Here is a 21,216-nt window from a genome sequence, read left to right on the forward strand (position 1 = left end):
TAATAACAATGCTTTACTTAAAAAAATATCAACTATTATTTCTGCTCAGTTTTTTCGTTGTAGCTAAAAGTGTTGGACAGCCGGTAAAAGATAGTGCAGTATTGCAAAAACATGCGCTGCCTAAAACAGACAGGCAATACAGATATACCAGCGGCTATATTGAAGAAGTTCCGGTGAAAGAATATCAATGGGCATCCGACAAAGCGTATGAAGATTTTAATGATATAAAGTTTGGTGTTCGGATACATTGGGGTTTATATTCTGTTATTCAGCAAGAAAAAGAGTCGTGGCCTTTGTTGAAAAAAACCAATGCAGAAAAACAGGCATATTTCGATTTGTATAAAACATGGAACCCGGTAGGTTTTAATGCTACTGAATGGATGGATTTATTTGCCGCAAGTGGTATGAAAATGTTTGCCTTTACCACTAAGCATCATGAAGGTTTTTCTATGTTTGATACAAAGACTAGAGTTAAGCAAAGGGTAAATTATCTGGCACCTAATGGTCCGGCATTAGAAGATTGTGATGTGGCCTACAGCATTATGGAAACTCCTTTTAAGCGGGACGTTGTAAAAGAGTTGTGCGATGCGGCCCATAAAAAGAATATTAAGATTGATTTATATTATTCTAACCCCGATTGGTATGATGCTGATTTCAGACCCTATGTATGGCATCCTCTGCAGGTGCCGTCTTCGGGGAAGTTGGCGGTTAGAAATGCAAATCTTGAACCCGAAGGTGCAATTGAATCACATTTTGGAAAAAACGGACCTCTCATAGTGCCAGATCCAACGCCTGAACAAGTAAACAGAATGATGCTGAGGCACAGAGCGCAACTAAAAGAATTGCTAAGCAATTATGGCAAGATAGATATGGTTTGTTTAGACATGTGGCTCGGCCCAAGTGTATGGCCACAATTAAGACAAACTATGATAGAGCTTCGTAAAATTCAACCGGATGTAATGTTCAGAGCCAGAGGGATTGGTAATTATGGTGATTACTATACGCCGGAAGGTTTTGTGCCAGGCAGTAAAGAAAATACGCAAGTGCCATGGTTTGTTATTTATCCTTTAGGCAGAACTTTTTCTTACGAGATTGAAGCAGATCAACATAAAGGTGCGAAATGGATTGTACACAATATAATCGATTGTGCTGCTAAAGGTGGCAATTTTATGTTGGGTGTTGGCCCGGATGGGAATGGTAAATTTCACCCTACCGCTGTAGAACAAATGAAACAAGCCGGTGAATGGCTGGCCATTAATGGCGAAACCATTTATGCCACCAGGGCAAGAGCGGGAGATAATTGGAAAGAAGGCGATAGTATTCGGTTTACAAGAAGTAAAGATAACAGTGTAGTATATGTTCATGCATTGGCTTGGCCGGCAACAAGAAAACTAACCCTTAAAAGCGTTGTGCCCCAAAAAGGAAGTAAAATCTATTTAGTTGGTTATAAGCAGCCTCTTACATATAGTTATTCAAAACAAAAAGGATTAATCATACAAACTCCTGCAAGCATAAAAAAAGCATTAGCTAAAAATTCAGGTTTTGCTTATGTATTTAAAATTGTTCAACAACCTTAAACTATCACTTCATCCATAAAAAAACAGAGGCAGTCTAAATAAGACATACTCAACAAAAAATATCATGCAAAAATTATTGTATTTATATAAACAAAAACTGGCGCTCACAACACTGATTGTTGTATTTTTTTTATTGATGGTATCGTTTGGCAAAATAAATAGTAACAATACAATTAATTCAGATTACAGTAAGGGGCATAAGTTAATACTGCCTCAGGGTTTTTCTGCTTTAGTTATTGCGGAAGTAAAAGGCAGACCAAGGCATATCGCTGCTACGGTAAAAGGAGAGTTATATGTTAAGCTAAAAAATCTTGTGAATGGAAAAGGAATTGTATTACTCAATGATGAAAATAAAGATGGCGATTATGAAGAAGTTATGGCATTTGGTAATTTTCCCGGTACAGGAATTACCTTAAAAAATGGTTATTTGTATGCTTCGTCAAGTACCGAAGTTTACCGATATAAATTAGATGCTGATGACAGGGTGATAGATACTGCTAAACCTGAATTGATAATAACAGGATTAAAAGCGGGAAGACAGCATGAAACAAAATCGATCGTTCTAGATAACGAGAATAATATTTATGTAAATATCGGGGCCTATTCAAACTCATGTCAGGAAAAAGATAGAGGACTGGAATCAAAAGGTATGATGCCATGCCCGATTTTAGACAGTGCCGGAGGCATCTGGAAGTTTAAAGCTGACAAATTAAATCAAACTTATGCCGATGGTATCCGCTATGCAACCGGATTACGAAACGTTATGGGTTTAGATTGGTACACCCAAACTAACAGCCTGTATGCAGCGCAACATGGCAGAGATAATTTAAACTCATCGTGGCCGCAATTTTTCGATACAAAGAAATCAGCTGAATTGCCTTCGGAAGTAATGTATCAGTTAAAACAAGGTGATAATGCCGGGTGGCCTTATGTTTATTACAATCACCTTGAAAAAAAATATATACAGGCCCCGGAGTACGGAGGCAACGGGAAAATTGAAAGTAAAGAGAAGTATGCAGAACCTGTTGTTGCTTTTCCGGGGCATCTAGCTCCCAATGCGTTATTATTTTATAAAGGCAGTCATTTTCCTTTACGGTACAGGCAAGGTGCGTTTATAGCGTTTCATGGTTCATGGAACCGGGCACCCGAAAAACAGTTAGGGTATTTTGTTGCGTTTGTACCATTTCAAAACGGAAAACCAAGCGGAGATTGGGAAATTTTTGCGGATAATTTTTCTGAAACAGCAACAGTAATGGCACCACGGGAAGCTGCACACCGGCCATGCGGTTTGGCAGAAACATCCGATGGCAGTTTAATTGTAACAGACGATACCAAGGGAACTATTTATAAGATTACATATACCGGTAAATAGTTTTCCGTATAAATCATTAACAACAACTGTATCACCCTTTTTTTATGAAATATATCGTAACAGCAAGCATGTTTTTTTTATTCAGCTCATTTAATCTGAAAGCGCAGCAAAATGGAGCTATAGTAAAAAAAATGTCTTTAAAACGAGGTCAGATAGTATATAATAAATATTGCATGGTTTGTCATCAAAAAGACGGAGGTGGTGTGCAAAATCTTAACCCGCCGCTTATAAACAGTAAGTATGTTTCTGGCAATAAAATGCAACTAATCAATATAGTCCTTAAAGGTATGAATGAGCCGGTAGAAATTGATGGAGATACTTATTCAAACCCTATGCCGGCACAGGCTTTCTTAACCAATGAGCAAATAGCAGATGTGCTCACTTTTATCCGTAATAATTTTGAAAATAAAGCCAGTGTTGTTACAGTACAAGAAGTAAAAATGCAACGATCTAAAAAATAAATTTTCAATTAGTTAAGGGTACAAATATGAACATTAAAGACAAGGTAGTACTTATAACCGGTGGCACACATGGCATTGGTGCAGTTACAGCGTTGCAATTAGCAAACGAAGGTGCAGTAGTGAGTTTAGTAGCACGTAATGTGCATGATACAGATATTGTAAGCCAAATAGAAGCTATAGGCGGCAAATGTATTATTGTGCAGGCTGATTTAAGTAATCCGGACGATTGTGCCCGAGCAGTGCAGGAAACAGTGGAGAAATTAGGTGGTATAGACGTATTGGTACATAGTGCGGGCTCGGCTGCACCAGGCAGTTTATTAAATGGTGCTAAAGAAGTTTGGTACCAGGCATTTGACATTCATATACATGCTGCATTTCATTTATGTACCAATGCGGTTCCTTTTATGAAAAACAGAGGTGAAGGGGCTATTATTTTAATTTCTTCGGCAGCCGGATTAAGAGGTGTAAAAGGAGCTTTAGCTTATGCCGTGGTTAAAGGAGCCCTACCTCAATTTACCAGAGCCCTGGCTTATGAAGTTTCCGATGCTAATATCAGGGTCAACTGTGTTTCCCCTGGTGTAATCCGCACCCGTTTTCAGGATTATCTTACACCCGAACAAGTAAAAAATAATGTAAGTAACAGAATACCTCTGCAACGGGAAGGTAAACCTGAAGATGTAGCGGAAGCAATATGTATGCTTATCAAAAATGAATTTATTACTGGTGAAAATGTAGTGATTGATGGTGGAATGACGATGCGGATTGTATAATTATCTTCAAAAAGTATGATGCTAAAATTCAATTTACTCATTGTTATTTTTTTAATGCAATTGCCATTGCTGGCACAGCAGTCTACACAAACAAAACCTGCCGGCAAAGCCGCAATGTGTTGGTGGTATAATAAGCCAGCAGAAAAATATTGGGAAGGAGTGCCAATTGCCACTGGCCGTTTTGCTGCAATGATTGGGGGTAAAACCGTTCATGAAGACATTGTTTTTAATGATGAAACATTGTGGTCTGGCTCGCCTTATAATCCAAATAATCCGGAAGGCCCCAAAATTTTAGAAACAACCAGAAAGTATGTGAGAGAGAAAGATTATGTAAAAGCTACAGCCGAAGCATTAAAATTAAACAGTACGCCTATGAGTGTACAGCATTATCAGCCAATGGGTATTTTGAATATTGCTTTTGGCGGCTATAATGAAACTGATGTAAAACAATATACAAGAAGGCTAAGCATGGATAGTGCTATTGCCGCCGTTGAATACACAGCTAAAGGAATTACTTACAGAAGAGAAATTTTTGCAAGTTATCCTGATCAGGTAATAGCTATAAAGCTTACAGCAAATAAAAAAGGTAGTATAAATATTACTGCTGCCTTAAGTAGTTTACAGGCTTCAGCTTTTACCACAATAGAGAATGGTGATATTATAATGCAAGGAGGAACAACAGAATTGTCAACAGGGCGGTATGTTGGTACAGTTATTCCAAGCATAATGAAATGGCAGGCACGTTTAAAAGTAATTATCAAAAGCGGAACAGCCTCGTTGCAAAAAAATGGTGGAACTACCGGGCATTCTATTGTAGTTACTAATGCAGACAATGTAACCTTATTATTATCCGGTGCTACTAACTGGCAAAATTGGAGTAGTGTAAATGCCGATGAAAAAAAACGCTGCAACAACTATTTGCTAAAAGCATCAAGATATTCATACGCTCAGCTTAGGTCAAGACATTTAGCTGACTATGTTCCATTATTTGCAGCCTGTACGCTGGAACTTGGTGCAAACGAAATGAATAGTTTTTCTACCACCGACCGAATTGAAAAATTAAGAGGTGGTACGTCTGATAATTTATTTGTTGCACAGTATTTTCAGTATGGCAGATATTTAATGTTGGCAGGTTCAAGAGAGGGTACACTTGCGTTTAATAACCATAACATTTGGTTGAATAATATGGAGGGAAGATGGCAGGGGCGGTGGACATTAAATATTAATATCCAGGAATGCTTTTGGCCGGTTGAAAGTACCAATATGTCAAAACTGAATGAGTCATTAGTTTATTTTACTGAACAATTAGCTGCAGCGGGAAAACGTACTGCTAAAGAATTGTACGGGTGCAGGGGTTGGGTGGCTCATCATGGTACTGATATTTGGTTTAATACTGCTCCTACCGATAAAAATCCTAAAGCAACAGTTTGGCCGTTAGGTGGAGCATGGATATTACAGCAGTTGTTTGACCATTATCAATATAATCCCGGCAATAAAGTTTATTTGAATAAAATTTATCCGCTTTTAAAAGGCTCGGTAGACTTTTTTTTAGATTTTCTTGTAACAGATTCCCTAACGGGCTATTTAGTTACTTGCCCCTCAACCACTCCTGAAAATAACTTTTATACTGATAATGGAGAAATAGCCACGACAACAATGGCTACATCAATGGATAATCAAATTCTACGGAACCTGTTTCGGAATTATGTTAAAGCCGCAGCGGTACTAAATAAAGATGCAGATGTAAAAAAGAAGGTTGAAAAAGCTTTACAAAAATTACCTCCTCATCAAATCGGAAAGTATGGTCAGTTGCAAGAATGGCTTTATGATTTTAAAGAAGTAGAACAAGGACACCGGCATATATCTCATTTGTTTGCTGCCTTTCCTGATGATGATATAACCTTACGCAAAACACCTGAATTAGCCCAGGCTGTAAGAGTTGTTTTACAACGAAGGGGAAATATTAATAAAGGTTGGTCAGGTGCCTGGAAAATAAATCAGCATGCAAGATTAGAAGAACCTGAACCAGCTTACAACATATTAACCTCCATGTTAACTGAGATAAGTTTACACCCCCGTGAAGAAGATAGTAAAATAACTCCGTCTTTTGAAGGTAATCAGGGTATTCAGGGTATTACAGCAGGTATCACAGAAATGTTGATGCAAAGTCATTCTAATGAAATCTATTTATTACCGGCATTGCCAAAAGCATGGCCAACGGGCAGTATTAAAGGCTTGCGTGCAAGGGGGGGATACGGTATTGATATATTCTGGAGTGATGGAAAACTAACTGCTGCAACTTTAAAAGTCTCTTTACCGGGTAAGTGTAATCTCAGAAGTAAAACCCCTTTAAAAATCATGCTTAAAGGAAAAGAAATAAAAGCTGAGAAGTTGGATAACGACACATATACTTTCAATGTAACCTCAGGCAATATATATCAACTAGCCGCTTTGTAAATTATTTAGCAATACCTCAATGATAAATGCAACTATCAACTTACAGTCCTCCAGAATGAGATGGGTAATGATTGTATTTGCCTTACTGGCAACTATCTTAAATTATGTTGACAGGTTAGCTTTTAACTATTTAAGCGCAGAAGGGGCATTGCGAAACTTAATTCCCAATGATTCGTTTGGATATATTACTACTGCGTTTTTTATTGCGTATATGATTTCTAATGCATTTTCCGGTTTTGTAATTGATAGATTAGGAACAAGATTAGGCTATGCTCTTTGCATGACTTTTTGGACTACAGCTTCTTTAGTGCATGCATTCGCCAGAACGCCTGTGCAATTTGGTATCGCCAGATTTTTTTTGGGCATAGGCGAAGCAGGTAACTGGCCTGCGGCTATTAAGTTAACTAATGAATGGTTTACACCTGCCGAACGTTCCACAGCTACAGGGCTTTTTAACAGTGGCGCTGCATTAGGTGCTATAATAGCTCCTCCATTAATTTCTTACTTAGGTATTACGTATGGATGGAAGGCAACTTTCATTGTAATCGGCATCATAGGATATTTATGGGTAGCAGCTTTCTGGTTTATTTATTATACACCAAAAAATATTTTAAAAGAAGCTGCTGCAAAACCCATTCCTGCAAAGCAGTTAATAAAAAATAAGTTTGTCTTACAGCTTACACTTACTAAATTTTTAATGGATCCGGTTTGGTATTTTATTACGTTTTGGATTGGTCGTTATCTAGTAGATGTACATCATTGGAGCCTTTTAAAAATTGGTATTTATGCAATGATACCTTTTATAGCAGCTGATGCAGGAAATATTTTAGGTGGTTTATTTACACAAATGCTAATTAAGAAAGGCATAGATGTTTCTAAAGCACGAAAAATAAGCATCGGATTATTTGGCGGTTTAACAGCTTTATCATTAATTCTTGGGCCATTAGTTATAACTACACCTGCCACTGCGTTGGTCGTATTGGCATTAGCTGGTTTTGGTCATGCTGCTTACACTGGCAATACAATGGCTGTTCCTGGTGATGTGGTCCCTAAAAATAGTATTGCTACTGTTTGGGGTTTAGTAAGCGTTGGAGCTGGGTTAGGGGGCGCTGTATTTCAATTTTTATCTGGCATATCGGTCACCTACTTATCAATTAAATTTAATTATTCTGTTGCTTATAATACCGTGTTTATTGGCTATGGTGTGTTGGCTTTTTTAGCAGTAATGGTCATGTTATTTGTAATGCAACCATTTAAAAAAGATAAACACTTATATGCTCATTCTTTCTTAAATAAAAACGAAGTCTCATCTTCCTGAAATTATATTTTATGCTAAAAACCAGATTACTGCACCCGGAAATATTACAAGCATTAGCCAGTAACGGCCATGGAGCCAAGGTGCTTATCGCTGATGGTAATTTTCCAATATCTACCTGTACACCCATGTCGTCTAAGAAGGTGTTTCTGAATTTAGCTCCGGGGTTAATGACAGTAACCGACGTTTTAAAAGTTTTAAAAGAATATATTCCGATAGAAAGTGTTATGGTGATGGTTCCTAAAGATGAACTGTCACAATCAATACACAAAGAGTTCATCCATATTATAGGAGATCCAATAAATATAACAGCATTAAAAAGGTTTGAATTTTACGAGCAAGCTAAAAGCGGCGATGTGTGTTTGGCAATTGCAACAGGTGAAACAAGACGATTTGCCAACCTGTTATTGGAAATAGGGGTAGTAAAAGCAGAACCAGCAGTATTACTAAACGAAGAAAATATAAACAATGAACTTCCTAGAACACATCATACAGTATAAGATTGTTGCTATATTAAGAGGAATTGATAGCAAACATATATTACAGGTGGCAGAAGCATTACACAGAGGTGGTGTAGTTACTATTGAAGTAACTTTAAATTCTCCCAATGCTTTACAGTCTATACAATTACTCGCCAATGCTTTTGAAAATAAACTATTAGTAGGTGCTGGTACTGTCTTAACTGCTCAGCAAGCAATAGAAGCAATTGAGGCTGGAGCAAAATTTATCATTTCACCTATTGTAGATATACCCACTATACAGCGCACTAAACATTTGGGGGCTATAAGTATTCCCGGGGCTTTTACAGCAACAGAAATAGTGCAGGCGTATAATGCAGGTGCTGATATTATTAAATTATTTCCAGCCACAGTCGGAGCGCATTATCTAAAAGATATTAAAGGTCCATTACCCAATATTCCCATTATGCCGACAGGTGGTGTAGACATCAATAGTATACAAGCATTTAAGCAAGCCGGAGCAGTGGCATTTGGCATTGGTAGTGCATTGGTAAAAGCAACTGAAGAAGTAGATGAAACTTATTTAAACGGTATTACTGAAAAGGCGCAACAATTTGTTGCAGCAATACAATAAAAAATAGTATGAAAATAAAAGGCTACGAATTGTTTCAAGTACCACCTCGCTGGTTGTTTTTGAGAATTGAGACCGATGAAGGGATTGTTGGCTGGGGAGAACCTGTTATTGAAGGCAAGGCGGCCACTGTAAAAACTGCAGTAGGTGAATTAATGGAATTATTGATTGGAAAAAATGCTCATGATATTGAAGGGCATTGGAATACAATGTACCGTGCCGGCTTTTACAGAGGTGGTCCTATTTTAATGAGTGCTGTTGCGGGAATAGACCAGGCCCTATGGGATATAAAAGGTAAATATTTTAACACACCTGTGCATCAATTACTGGGAGGTAAAACAAGGCATAGTATGAAGGTGTATTCCTGGATTGGCGGTGACAGACCTGCCGATGTGGGAAGTGCCGCAAAAGCAATGGTAGATAAAGGTTTTAAAGCTGTTAAAATGAATGCAACTGAAGAGCTGCAAATTGTAGATTCTTACGATAAAATTGATGAAGCTGTTGAACGTATTGCAGCAGTAAGATTGGCTGTAGGTAATACTGTTGGTATAGGAATAGATTTTCATGGAAGGGTACATAAACCAATGGCAAAAGTACTGGCAAAAGAATTAGAGCCTTTTAAACCTATGTTTATTGAAGAGCCTGTTCTGTCTGAAAATAATGAAGCGCTAAGAGATATTGCAAACGCTGTTGCTATACCTATTGCTACGGGTGAACGCCTTTTTTCGAGGTGGGATTTTAAAAAAATATTACAGGATGGTTATGCCGATATTATTCAGCCCGATTTATCACATGCTGGCGGTATAACAGAGTGTAAAAAAATATTTTCAATGGCCGAAGCCTACGATGTTGCAGTTGCGCCACATTGCCCTCTGGGCCCAATAGCTTTAGCCGCCTGTTTGCAGGTAGATGCAACAAGTTATAATGCATTTATACAAGAGCAGAGTTTAGGTATACATTATAATCAGGGCAGCGATTTGCTGGACTACCTGGTGAATAAAAATGTATTTGATTACAACGATGGATATGTGGCCATTCCAACAGGTGCTGGCTTAGGTATAGAAATTAATGAGGCTTATGTAAGGGCACAGGCAGCAATAGGGCATAGTTGGAAAAATCCGGTATGGCAACATAAAGATGGCAGCGTAGCCGAATGGTAATAAAAGTAAAGCATGCAAAGTAACAGTACATATTTCTTTAGTTGCGATTGGGGAACTTCATCGTTTCGTTTACGTTTAGTGAAGTCTCCTCATACAGTTGTATCAGAAGTTATTAATCATAATGGTATCGCAGTTATTCATAAACAATGGTTAAGTGAAAATAATGCCATTGATAAACTCACTTATTATCAGTCATATTTAGATAGAGCTATAAAGGAAATTCAGGTACGTTATTCTTTGTTATCATACGATTTTCCTGTGATCGTTTCTGGTATGGCTGCATCTTCCGTTGGTATGTTTGAGTTGCCATACAAACAACTTCCTTTTAATTCCAATGGCTCAGATATTATTGTAAATACGATAGAACCGTCTTCGTCATTTCCATACACCACATATTTAATTTCCGGGATTTGTTCAGCAACCGATGTAATGCGTGGAGAAGAGATCCAACTTGTTGGATGTATTGATTCAGTAAAGTTAACAGAGTCGGAGCAACTTTTTATTTTACCTGGCACACATTCAAAACATATAACTGTAATAAATGGTATTGCGACTGGTTTTGTAACCTATTTAACAGGCGAATTATTTCAATTACTTTCAAGTCATAGTATTCTATCAAATAGTGTGGAGCATAATATTGATACAGCTTCGTTTCCCTCAAATTTTAGTCAACATTTTGAAGAAGGTATAAATAGAGCTATTGAGGGGAATATTTTACAACATTTTATCTCTGTTCGTGCCAATCAATTATTTAAGTATAAAAATAACGGAGAAAACGCTTATTATTTGAGTGGGCTTTTAATTGGAACTGAGCTAAAGGATATTGCATATAAATGCACTGTTCCAATTATACTGTTAGTAAATAATAGTTTGAAAAAACTTTATTCTCATGCATTAACATTTTTGGGATGTACAAATTTACAGATAAGGGATGTAGATAATTGTATTATAAATGGACATTTCAAAGTTTATCAAACACATCACATAAAACTGTTTTAATCTTTTTTGAACTCTATATTTATGACCAATAGTATCTTAAATAAGTGTGGTATAATTTTTTTTGGCATTAATTGTCTAATCGCAATTGTTAAAGCACAGACAGTAAATAATTTTGATACCAGTTATATACTTACACCCAAAGCCGGGCCGGAGCCAGTTATTAATGGTCCAAACGTTTTTGGAGTACGTCCTGAACATCCAGTTGTATATACTGTTCCGGTAAGTGGCGAACGCCCCATAACTTATAGTGCCACCGGGTTACCCAGAGGCGTGATATTAAACGCTGTTAATGGACAAATGTCCGGTCACATTAAAAAAAAGGGAACTTATATCGTTAAGCTATCGGCTAGAAATAAATACGGAACAGCCCGGAAAGAATTTAAAATAATAGTAGGTGAAGAAATCGCTCTAACACCCCCATTGGGGTGGAACAGCTATAATATTTTTGGAACAAAAATTACGCAAGCCATAATGATAGAGCAATCGCAGGCCATGGTAACAAGTGGTTTAATAAATTATGGGTGGAGTTACATGAATATGGATGATGGATGGCAAGGCTACAGAGGGGGTGAATACAATGCTATTTTACCTGATACCACACGGTTTACTGATATGAAGTATGTATGTGATACAATACATGCTATGGGACTAAAGGTAGGAACCTATTCCACACCGTGGGTAGAATCGTATGGCAGAAGAATTGGCGGAAGTGCGATGAATGCAGAAGGTAAATTTATTAAACAAGAAGGAGAACGTAGTCCACGTAATAAGAAAGTATTGCCGTATCACATTGGCACGTACAAGTTTATTGAAAACGATGTAAAGCAATTTGCGCAATGGGGTTTTGATTATTTAAAATACGATTGGAACCCAATAGAAATGCAAGAAACAAAAGAAATGTACGATGAATTGAGAAAAAGCGGCCGGGATATAATCTATAGTTTATCCAACAGTACTCCATTTAATACCATTAAAGATTTATCAACCGTCTCAAATGCATGGCGAACAGGTGGCGATATTAAAGACTCATGGCTTAGTTTAAAAAGCCGTTTGTTTACTCAAGATAAATGGGCAACCTATGCAAGACCTGGTCACTGGAACGACCCCGACATGATGATTGTGGGATATGTTGGCTGGGGCAAAGAGCCTAGGCCAACTTTACTTACAAAAGACGAACAATACACCCACATGAGTGCCTGGTGTTTATTATCAGTACCGTTATTACTTGGCTGCGATTTAACTAAGCTTGATGCGTTTACAATAAGTCTGTTAACGAATGATGAAGTATTGGCTTTAAACCAGGATGCATCAGGTAAGCAGGCAACTGTAGTATCTAAGCATGGCGAAGCAGGTGTTATGGCTAAATTACTTGAAGATGGTTCTGTTGCTGCAGGATTATTTAATCTTGGCGATAGTGGTACTCAAAAAGTTGTAGTTAGCTGGAGTGATCTAGGCTTGCAGGGAAAATATTTGGTAAGAGATCTTTGGCGAAAAAAAGATATCGGAATTTTTGAAAATGAATTTGCCGCCGATGTTAATCAACACGGTGTTGTATTGGTAAGCTTGCGTAAAATAAAATAATTAATAACTGATATAACAAAGTATACATGAAAAAAAACACCATAGTCTTTGCAGTATTAGCTTTAACAGTTATTACTACATTTTTATCTTTCAAAAAAAAGTCTGCAGAAAAATGGCAATCGAAATGGGTTAGACAAAATGCTGATTTTAGTTTAACCTATCTGGCAGATGAAAAAGGAAACACAATACCTGATTTTAGCAATGTGGGCTACATGGGTGGGCATATTGAAATACCCAATATTAAAGTAGTGAAAACACTTAAAGCTGTTGAAAACGGCAGTAGCGAACAATTGATACAAAATGCAATTGATGAAGTTGCAAAGCTGGCACCGGATGCTAATGGTTTTAGAGGTGCCATACTGCTAAAGAAAGGAACTTATTTAATACCTGGATCTATTCTGATAAATACTTCCGGAATTGTATTGCGTGGAGAAGGTAATGAAAAAAATGCCACCAGAATTGTAGCCTCCGGAACAAAAAAAAGAGCTTTGATAGAAGTTGCCGGTACCGGAAAAATAAAGGAGATAAGCGGAACAAGAGTGAAAATTGCAGATGATTATGTGCCAGTTGGTGCAAAATCATTTTCGGTAACTGATGCTAAAAAATTTAAAAAGGGAGATAGTATAGTGGTGTTCAGGCCAGGTAAAGACAATTGGATTAACGATTTAAAAATGAATCAGATTATTGCAAGGGCTGGTACTAATCAGTGGGATGCAAAATCGTACAACTTATCTTTTGAACGGGTAGTCACTAAAATAGACGGGAATAAAATCTTTATTGACAATCCGATCGTAATGGCTATGGAAAAAAAATATGGCGGTGGTGAAGTGTATAGATGTACCAACAATGGAAGAATAGAAAATATCGGAATCGAAAACTTATTTCTGGAATCTGAATTTGAAACTGATACATCTGAAAATCATGCATGGGATGCTGTATTGGTGGATAATGCACAGCAGGGATGGGTACGTAATGTTACAGCTTATTATTTTGGATATTCTTGTGTAAACTTTTCTGATGGTTCAAAAAATTTTACTGCACTAAACTGTTATTTCATTGATCCAAAATCAATTATTACAGGTGGTCGCAGGTATTCATTTAACACAACAGGGCAATTAAATTTATTCATGAATTGTAATGCAGAAAATGGAAGACATGATTTTGTGACTGGTGCCCGTGTTTGTGGCCCTAATGCTTTTGTAAATTGTACAGCAACAAAAACACATGCTGATATTGGGCCACATCACCGATGGGCAATGGGAACTTTGTACGATAATATTGTTACCGATGGAGAAATTAATGTAAGAGACAGAGGGAATTCGGGTAGTGGCCACGGTTGGGCGGGAGTAAACCAGGTTATTTGGAATTGCAAAGCAAAGTCAGCTATTGTTGAGAATCCCTGGGTAACTGGCTACAATTGGGCGATAGGAGTACAAGGAAAAAAAATAAAAAATAAATTAGGAGAAAGACCTGATGGTATTTGGGAAGGTAATAATATGCCAGGATTGCAACCAGCCTCGTTATATGCTGCTCAATTACAGGCAAAAAAAATCAGGAAATAAATCATCCTGCAACTAAATTTTTTTATTAAAAAGAAGATCTACGGTATAGTAAATAGATATAAGAAGCACTGAAGGGTTTTGTTTAATACAAAAAAGCTCATTCACAACAACACAAATTGTATATGAAAAAGTCTAATACTTTATTTGCAATTGCAGTATTGCTGGCAGTCATTTCATTTTTATTTTTCAATAAAAACAAATACTTAATTGGTAATCAAAATCAGTAACGCAAAATATAGATAATACTTTAACATATTTAACCGACGATAAGTGCGGCATCATACCAGGTTTTAATAATATTGGTTAAATGGGTGGAGAAATGTCTTTTCTTACCAGCTTTCGTAGGAAAACATTACAAAATTGCATATTCTTTTTAGGACACTGCTTTGAAAAGCATGACCTTTGTCGTTGGTCTTACATTTACTGTTACCGGATTAATATGGATAAACTGGATCTTAAGAAATTAGCAAAAGAACTTAATCTTTCTCCGTCCTCAGTATCACGTGCCTTGAGGGATAGTCATGAAATAAGCAGTGAAACAAAGGAACGTGTAAAAGCTCTTGCAGCAAAATGGGGCTATCAACCGAATCCTCATGCCAGCAGTTTACGTCAAAGTAAAAGTAAAGCCATTGCTGTTATTGTTCCTGAAATACAGAACAACTTCTTTGCACAGGTGATCAATGGGGTAGAAGAGGTTGCAAAAGAGAAGGGCTATCATGTATTGATCTATCTTACGCATGAGGATAACCTTCGTGAAAATGAGATCCTTAACCTTTTGCGTAATGGGAGGGTTGACGGTATCATGATTTCGGTGTCCAACACCACAACTGATTTTGAGCATCTGGAGGCTTGCAGAATATCGGGCATGCCTTTGGTTTTTTTTGATCGTGTATATGAAAATATAAAAGTTCCGAGAATCACTTCAGATGATGAGGAAGCATCATTTAAGGCAACTGAAGTTTTAATAAAAAGGGGCTGTAAAAAAATTGCATTCCTAACACTGTCCGATAATCTTTCCATTTGTAAACGTAGGAATTCCGGTTACGAAAGAGCTTTGGCAAAACATCACATGCTGGATATGAAGCATACGGTTGAATGTGGAATGGATGATGAATTGAACAGGGAGAAGATCCGTGAGCTATTACGAGGCGACCAAAAGCCCGATGGCATTTTTGCAGCCATTGAAAAATTTGCCGTCAATACCTACGAAGTTTGCAAAGAGTTACACGTTGTTATTCCAACACAATTAAAAGTGATCAGCTTTTCTAATTTATCAGCGGCAGCTTTGTTTGATCCTCCGTTATCGGCAATTGTACAACCTGCTTATGAAATAGGAAAGAAATCAACAGATGTACTTTTTAAAATTATAGAAAAGAAAGTGTTGTTACCAAACGATAAAAAAATATCGATATCGTCAACGATAATCGAACGAAAATCAACTTCTAAATAATCCCATCTCTTGTTCATCTGTGTAAGAATTAAAGAGATACCCCTCTTTTCCAGGGAATAAAATCATCCTGTGCCAGTTGTACCGCTTTTGGAATTAATTCGCCATTGGCAACCTGTATACAAAAATCAAGAATCTCCTCGCCCATTTCCTGGATCGTTTTTTCACCTGAAATAATAGGTCCTGTATCAATGTCAATGATATCGCTCATTCGTTTTGCAAGCGTTGAGTTAGTGGCGATCTTGATGGTAGGAGCAACCGGATTACCAGTTGGAGTACCAAGCCCTGTTGTAAAAAGAATGAGTGTAGCACCTGATGCGGCTTTGCCTGTTGTTGCTTCTACATCATTACCCGGTGTACACACAAGACTTAGACCAGGCGAAATAACAGGTTCAGTATAATCCAATACGGAAACAACAGGTGATGTACCGCCTTTTCTTGCTGCTCCCGTTGACTTGATAGCATCTGTGATCAGACCGTCTTTGATATTTCCCGGAGAGGGATTCATATGAAAACCTGATCCCACCTGTTGTGCCTGTTGATCATATGTTTCCATAAGTTCAATGAATTTAACAGCGGTTTCTTCGTTAACGCAACGATCAATCAGATCTTGTTCAGCTCCGCATAGTTCAGGAAATTCAGCCAGTAACACTTTGCCACCTAATGCAACAAGCAGATCAGAAGTATGCCCGATGGCGGGATTTGCTGAAATGCCACTGAATCCATCACTGCCTCCACATTTAACGCCGATGCATAAATGATCGAGTGTTACGGGTTCTCGTTTGAGTTGATTGATCTCGATAAGTCCTTTGAATGTTTGGCGTATTGCTTCGGTTATCAGTTCTTCCTCACTCTGGATTTTCTGCTGTTCGAAAACGTAAAGTGGCTTGTTGAAGGATGGATTACGATGTTTCAAATCGTCCATGAAATTTTTCACCTGCAGATGCTGACACCCGAGACTGAGCAATGTAACACCGCCTACATTTGGGTGATCGGCATAGGATGCTAATAATGCACTTAAGGTGGCAGAATCCTGTCTGGTGCCGCCACAACCGCCGGCATGATTTAGAAATTTGATACCATCTACGTTCTGGAAGTAACGATTCTTTGCCGCAGTTTGTGTAGGGCTCAGGTTAACAGCATCAATATTTTCACCTGCCTGATGTGCCATAAACAGTTGATGGGTGAATTGTTTGTAGCGGTCAGTAACAGCATAGCCGAGCTCATTCCATAATGCTTCTCTAATAACGTCAAGGTTTCGGTTCTCACAAAAAACAGTTGGGATGAAGAGCCAGTAATTAGCTGTTCCTACACGCCCATCCGCCCGTTTATAGCCATTAAAAGTCTTATTGCTAAACCTGGAAATATCCGGAGGTTGCCAGCGGTAGTCTTTTGCTCGATAGGCATACTGACCTGCTGCATGTTTCGTATTCGTTATTGTCATGGCCTGACCTTTAAGGACAGGTAGCTGAACTTTGCCGACCAAGACTCCATACATGATCACTTCATCATCTGTGTTCATGTCTTTAGTAAAGAATTTATGCTTGGCAGGAATCGTCTCAATCAGTTGCAGGTCGTTTCCGTTTTCATTAATAAGCTCACCCGCCTGTAAGTCTCTTAATGCAACCAGTACATTATCCTCGGGATGGATTTGTAAAAAACATTGTTGTTTTCCGTTTGTCTTTTGTTTTGTCTCGGTTTCCTGTTCCATTGAAGTATTTTTTTCTCATGGGCCATTCACCCATTCTATTTCAGGGTAATAGACTGATGGTTTGGTATAAGTTTTAGTTTATACGCACAGTAAAACATAAATGATGGATTAAGTTTTGTTTCTGTGCTTTTTTATTAAAACGAGAACAGATTGCTGGTTACTGAACAACGAGAAAGAGAAGTTAACGAATGTGGCTGTTCATGACCAGTAAAGAAGTTCCGAAACAAATAAACCGATAATACAGATGAGGCATAGTTCGATTATTGCCTTATCATTCAACAATATTAGCATCCATCGGCATCTGTTTCTAATCGGCATACAACGGCAAAAATCTGCGAAAGTCAGAGGTAAGCCTGCCTTTTGCTATTCTCCGGGAACGATTGCGTAAATTTTTAAATCAATTTTCGTTAATAAAAAATAGGGCATTTTTCCAGTTTTCTTTACTAATAAATTAATTATCAGAGTATTGTGACTATTTTCTTCCACGAAAACGTTTGCGGACAATTTTTTCGGATGATACAGGTGGTAAGCTAAATTGGCATAATGAACCTGTTTTTGCTGAGAAACAGGTTAAGATTGCTTATAAAACGAAAACTTGCTGTATGCGACCCCAACTGCTGAAAGTGGCCAAAGAGCCACAACACTCTTTTAGTGTCCGTAGAGACCTAGCCCCTTATATTAATAACAGGTGGCACTACCATCCTGAAGTTGAATTGATTCACTTTAAACGAGGCGAAGGAACCCAGTTTATCGGGGATAATATCCGGAGCTTCAAAGCTGGTGATGTAGTACTTGTTGGTTCAAACCTCCCACATTATTGGCGATTCGATGATGCCTATTTTGAAGAAAATGCTCCCATTGAAGCAGATGCACGTGTGGCGCATTTCTGCGAAAATTTCTGGGGTAGCCAGTTCTTGGAACTGCCAGAAAACCTGCACATTAAAAGTTTATTAGACCGGGCTAAAAGAGGATTACAGGTAACAGGAAATACACGGCAGAAAGTAGCTGGTTTATTGGGCTCTTTATTAACCAGCAACAATAACCAACGGATTATTTTGTTGATTGAAGTCCTTAATATCATTGCTGATTGCAAACAACTCGAACCATTATCTTCTATTGGTTTTAAATATGATATGGTAGAGGATGAAAAAGATCGAATCAATGCCATTTATGAATACAGCCTGAAGAATTTCAAGCGCCCAATTCAATTAGAAGAAATAGCAGGTATTGCCAACATCAGCCCTAACTCATTCTGTCGTTTTTTTAAATCAAGAACAAGAAAAACCTATTCACAGTTCTTAATTGAGATCAGAGTAGGGCATGCATGTAAACTGTTAATTGAAAATAATCTGAGTATAAAACAGCTTTGTTACGAAAGTGGCTTTAATAATTTTACCAGCTTTCATAAATATTTTAAACTCATTACCAGTAAGAGTCCTCTTACATATCAGAAGGAATTTATCGGCAACCTTTCCGCATAAGATTATTCAATAAACAGGTAAGAGTAAGCTTACCTGTTTATCTCTAAGCTATTTTCTTTGCTGTAATATTATACTGCTGTATGAAATATGTTTCTGTGTTTTTAGCAATGTCATTTTTTTTCGTGCATTCAGTTGCACAATCCGTCAGCCCGGTGGTGATTGAAACTAACAACATTGCTATTGTGCTCACGGTTGCCGGCAATCAACGTCTGCATCAATCTTACATCGGCAAGAAGTTGCCGTTTTCTGATTACATGGCAATGAAAGGAGGACGTGAAGTGTATCTTACTGCAGGGATGGAAAATCAATTTGAACCAGCTGTTCGCATGATTCATACCGATGGGAACCCTTCGCTTGAATTAAGATATTTGTCCCATAAGCAAACCGATAGTGGAAATTTGAAAAAAACGGAGGTTCTTTTAAAAGATCCAGTCTATCCGGTGGAGGTGAGGTTGTATTATGTGAGTTATTTTAAGGAGGATGTTATTAAATGCTGGACTGAAATTGTTCATCGTGAGAAAAAAAATGTATTGCTCACGCAATATGCTTCTTCCATGATTCATTTTAATTCAGATGAATACTGGTTAACCCAATTTCATGGTGATTGGGCCAGAGAGGTAAATATAGTTGAAGAGAAACTGACGAACGGAATAAAATCCATTGAAAGTAAACTTGGCACAAGAACAAATTTCTATCAGACACAGATGTTCTTTTTATCAATGAACAAACCTTCTACTGAAACAGAAGGTGAAGTGCTGGCAGGAACGTTAGCTTGGACCGGTAATTTTAAATTTACATTTGAAGTTGATCAACGAAACGGACTTCGTGTGCTGTCTGGAATTAATCCATATGCTTCGGAATACAATCTACAGCCGGGCGAAAAATTTACAACACCTGAATTTATATTTACTTATTCTGCAAACGGAAAAGGATTAGCAAGCCGGAATATTCATCGCTGGGCAAGAAATTATGCCGTATTAGATGGTAACAAACCCAGGCTCACACTTTTGAATAACTGGGAAGCTACACACACCAGTTTTACTGAAACAAAATTGGTAGAGCTGTTTGATGAAGCAAAAAAATTAGGCGTCGATCTTTTTCTGTTAGATGATGGATGGTTTGGAAATAAATATCCACGCAACGATGACAAAAATGGTTTGGGCGATTGGCAGGAAGATAAATTGAAGTTGCCTAGTGGTATTGGTTACCTGGTGAAGGAAGCTGAAAAAAAAGAAATCAAATTTGGCATCTGGTTAGAGCCGGAAATGGTAAACCCGAAAAGTGAACTATACGAGCAGCATCCCGATTGGATATTGAAACTGCCGAATCGTGAAGAGAACTATGGACGCAATCAATTGATAATTGATTTAGTAAATCCGGAAGTACAGGATTTTGTTTTCAATATTGTCAACGACATGTTGACAAAGTACCCCGGTATTGCGTTTATAAAATGGGATTGTAACCGGAGTATGACAAATGCTTATTCGCCTTATTTAAAAGAAAAGCAAACGCACTTGTTTCTTGATTATACAAAAGGGTTGTATAAAGTAATGGAACGCATCCGGAAAAAGCATCCGCACCTGCCCATCATGTTGTGTGCAGGAGGTGGAGGTCGTACAGACTATGGTGCTATGAAATACTTTACAGAATTCTGGCCAAGCGATAATACAGACGGACTCGAACGTATTTTCATCCAATGGGGTTACTCTTATTTCTTTCCCGCAAATACGATCTCTGCACATGTAACAAGTATGGGCAAGCAGCAGTCGTTGAAATTCAGAACGGATGTGGCCATGATGGGCAAAATGGGCTACGATATAAGAGTAAACAACTTCACAAAACAGGAACTGGAGTTTAGTAACGAAGCAGTCAAAACATATAAAGCGATCAGTGATGTCATTTGGTTTGGTGATCTCTATCGTTTAATCTCACCTTACGAAGAGAGCAGGGCTGTGTTAATGTATGTAAATGAAAACAAGAGCAAGGCCATCCTTTTTAATTATTTTACAACTACCCGTCGAAAGGATATTTTTTCACGAGTTCTGTTACAAGGCTTGGATCATCAAAAGAACTATCGTTTAAAAGAGATCAATCTTTTTCCGGGAACAAAATCAACACAGCCAGATAATGAGAAAGTGTTTAGTGGCGAATATTTGATGAAAGTGGGTTTGAATTTGGCACCGGGAAGGGCAAATGCATTAAGCAGTACCGTTTTTGAAATCACTGCAGATTAA

At 37.8% G+C, this 21,216-nt stretch carries 16 protein-coding genes; 15 read left to right on the forward strand and 1 reads right to left on the reverse strand.

Going from position 1 to position 21,216, the window contains the following annotated elements; all coding sequences use genetic code 11:
• The first annotated feature begins 8 nt into the window (after nucleotides 1–8).
• The 13 genes from VK159_RS05720 to VK159_RS05780 all read left to right on the forward strand — a co-directional run bounded on the left by VK159_RS05720 (nucleotide 9) and on the right by VK159_RS05780 (nucleotide 15,793).
• Nucleotides 9–1,577 (forward strand): alpha-L-fucosidase, encoded by a 1,569-nt coding sequence (locus tag VK159_RS05720; protein WP_324229173.1) that lies wholly within the window; start codon nucleotides 9–11, stop codon nucleotides 1,575–1,577.
• A 64-nt stretch (nucleotides 1,578–1,641) separates the two neighbouring features.
• Complete coding sequence (locus VK159_RS05725) at nucleotides 1,642–2,949, forward strand: PQQ-dependent sugar dehydrogenase (RefSeq protein WP_324229174.1); 1,308 nt, start codon at nucleotides 1,642–1,644, stop codon at nucleotides 2,947–2,949.
• A gap of 44 nt (nucleotides 2,950–2,993) precedes the next feature.
• A complete protein-coding gene (locus VK159_RS05730) occupies nucleotides 2,994–3,410 on the forward strand; it encodes a cytochrome c (protein ID WP_324229175.1) in 417 nt (138 codons plus the stop codon).
• A 26-nt stretch (nucleotides 3,411–3,436) separates the two neighbouring features.
• Nucleotides 3,437–4,180 (forward strand): SDR family oxidoreductase, encoded by a 744-nt coding sequence (locus VK159_RS05735; RefSeq protein WP_324229176.1) that lies wholly within the window; start codon nucleotides 3,437–3,439, stop codon nucleotides 4,178–4,180.
• Nucleotides 4,181–4,195: 15 nt separating this feature from the next.
• The gene (locus VK159_RS05740) at nucleotides 4,196–6,637 is read left to right on the forward strand and encodes a glycoside hydrolase family 95 protein (RefSeq protein ID WP_324229177.1); all 2,442 of its coding nucleotides are present in this window, start codon (nucleotides 4,196–4,198) and stop codon (nucleotides 6,635–6,637) included.
• Nucleotides 6,638–6,692: 55 nt separating this feature from the next.
• Nucleotides 6,693–7,955 (forward strand): MFS transporter, encoded by a 1,263-nt coding sequence (locus VK159_RS05745; protein WP_324229178.1) that lies wholly within the window; start codon nucleotides 6,693–6,695, stop codon nucleotides 7,953–7,955.
• Between the two features lie 11 nt (nucleotides 7,956–7,966).
• Complete coding sequence (locus VK159_RS05750) at nucleotides 7,967–8,452, forward strand: RbsD/FucU family protein (RefSeq protein ID WP_324229179.1); 486 nt, start codon at nucleotides 7,967–7,969, stop codon at nucleotides 8,450–8,452.
• Nucleotides 8,421–9,044 (forward strand): bifunctional 4-hydroxy-2-oxoglutarate aldolase/2-dehydro-3-deoxy-phosphogluconate aldolase, encoded by a 624-nt coding sequence (locus VK159_RS05755; protein WP_324229180.1) that lies wholly within the window; start codon nucleotides 8,421–8,423, stop codon nucleotides 9,042–9,044. Before VK159_RS05750 ends, VK159_RS05755 begins: the two co-directional genes overlap by 32 nt.
• Before the next feature lie 8 nt (nucleotides 9,045–9,052).
• The gene (gene dgoD / locus VK159_RS05760; protein ID WP_324229181.1) at nucleotides 9,053–10,201 is read left to right on the forward strand and encodes a galactonate dehydratase; all 1,149 of its coding nucleotides are present in this window, start codon (nucleotides 9,053–9,055) and stop codon (nucleotides 10,199–10,201) included.
• A 12-nt stretch (nucleotides 10,202–10,213) separates the two neighbouring features.
• On the forward strand, nucleotides 10,214–11,200 hold the full coding sequence (locus VK159_RS05765) for a 2-dehydro-3-deoxygalactonokinase (protein WP_324229182.1): 987 nt from the start codon (nucleotides 10,214–10,216) through the stop codon (nucleotides 11,198–11,200).
• 21 nt (nucleotides 11,201–11,221) lie between these two features.
• Nucleotides 11,222–12,781 (forward strand): glycoside hydrolase family 27 protein, encoded by a 1,560-nt coding sequence (locus VK159_RS05770; protein ID WP_324229183.1) that lies wholly within the window; start codon nucleotides 11,222–11,224, stop codon nucleotides 12,779–12,781.
• Nucleotides 12,782–12,807: 26 nt separating this feature from the next.
• Nucleotides 12,808–14,343 (forward strand): hypothetical protein, encoded by a 1,536-nt coding sequence (locus tag VK159_RS05775; RefSeq protein WP_324229184.1) that lies wholly within the window; start codon nucleotides 12,808–12,810, stop codon nucleotides 14,341–14,343.
• Between the two features lie 439 nt (nucleotides 14,344–14,782).
• A complete protein-coding gene (locus VK159_RS05780) occupies nucleotides 14,783–15,793 on the forward strand; it encodes a LacI family DNA-binding transcriptional regulator (RefSeq protein ID WP_324229185.1) in 1,011 nt (336 codons plus the stop codon).
• Between the two features lie 28 nt (nucleotides 15,794–15,821).
• On the opposite strand, the gene VK159_RS05785 is transcribed toward VK159_RS05780, so the two are convergent.
• Nucleotides 15,822–17,501: an altronate dehydratase family protein gene (locus VK159_RS05785; protein ID WP_324229186.1), complete on the reverse strand. Its 1,680-nt coding sequence runs from the start codon at nucleotides 17,499–17,501 to the stop codon at nucleotides 15,822–15,824.
• Between the two features lie 602 nt (nucleotides 17,502–18,103).
• Between VK159_RS05785 and VK159_RS05790 the strand changes: the two genes are divergently transcribed.
• Together VK159_RS05790 and VK159_RS05795 are read left to right on the forward strand one after the other, a co-directional pair.
• Nucleotides 18,104–18,982: an AraC family transcriptional regulator gene (locus VK159_RS05790; RefSeq protein WP_324229187.1), complete on the forward strand. Its 879-nt coding sequence runs from the start codon at nucleotides 18,104–18,106 to the stop codon at nucleotides 18,980–18,982.
• A gap of 107 nt (nucleotides 18,983–19,089) precedes the next feature.
• Nucleotides 19,090–21,216 carry an alpha-galactosidase gene (locus VK159_RS05795; protein ID WP_324229188.1) on the forward strand — a complete coding sequence of 709 codons (2,127 nt, stop codon included), beginning with the start codon at nucleotides 19,090–19,092 and terminating at the stop codon, nucleotides 21,214–21,216.

The organism is Lacibacter sp., assembly GCF_035299325.1.
In the GTDB taxonomy this organism is placed as follows: Bacteria; Bacteroidota; Bacteroidia; order Chitinophagales; family Chitinophagaceae; genus Lacibacter.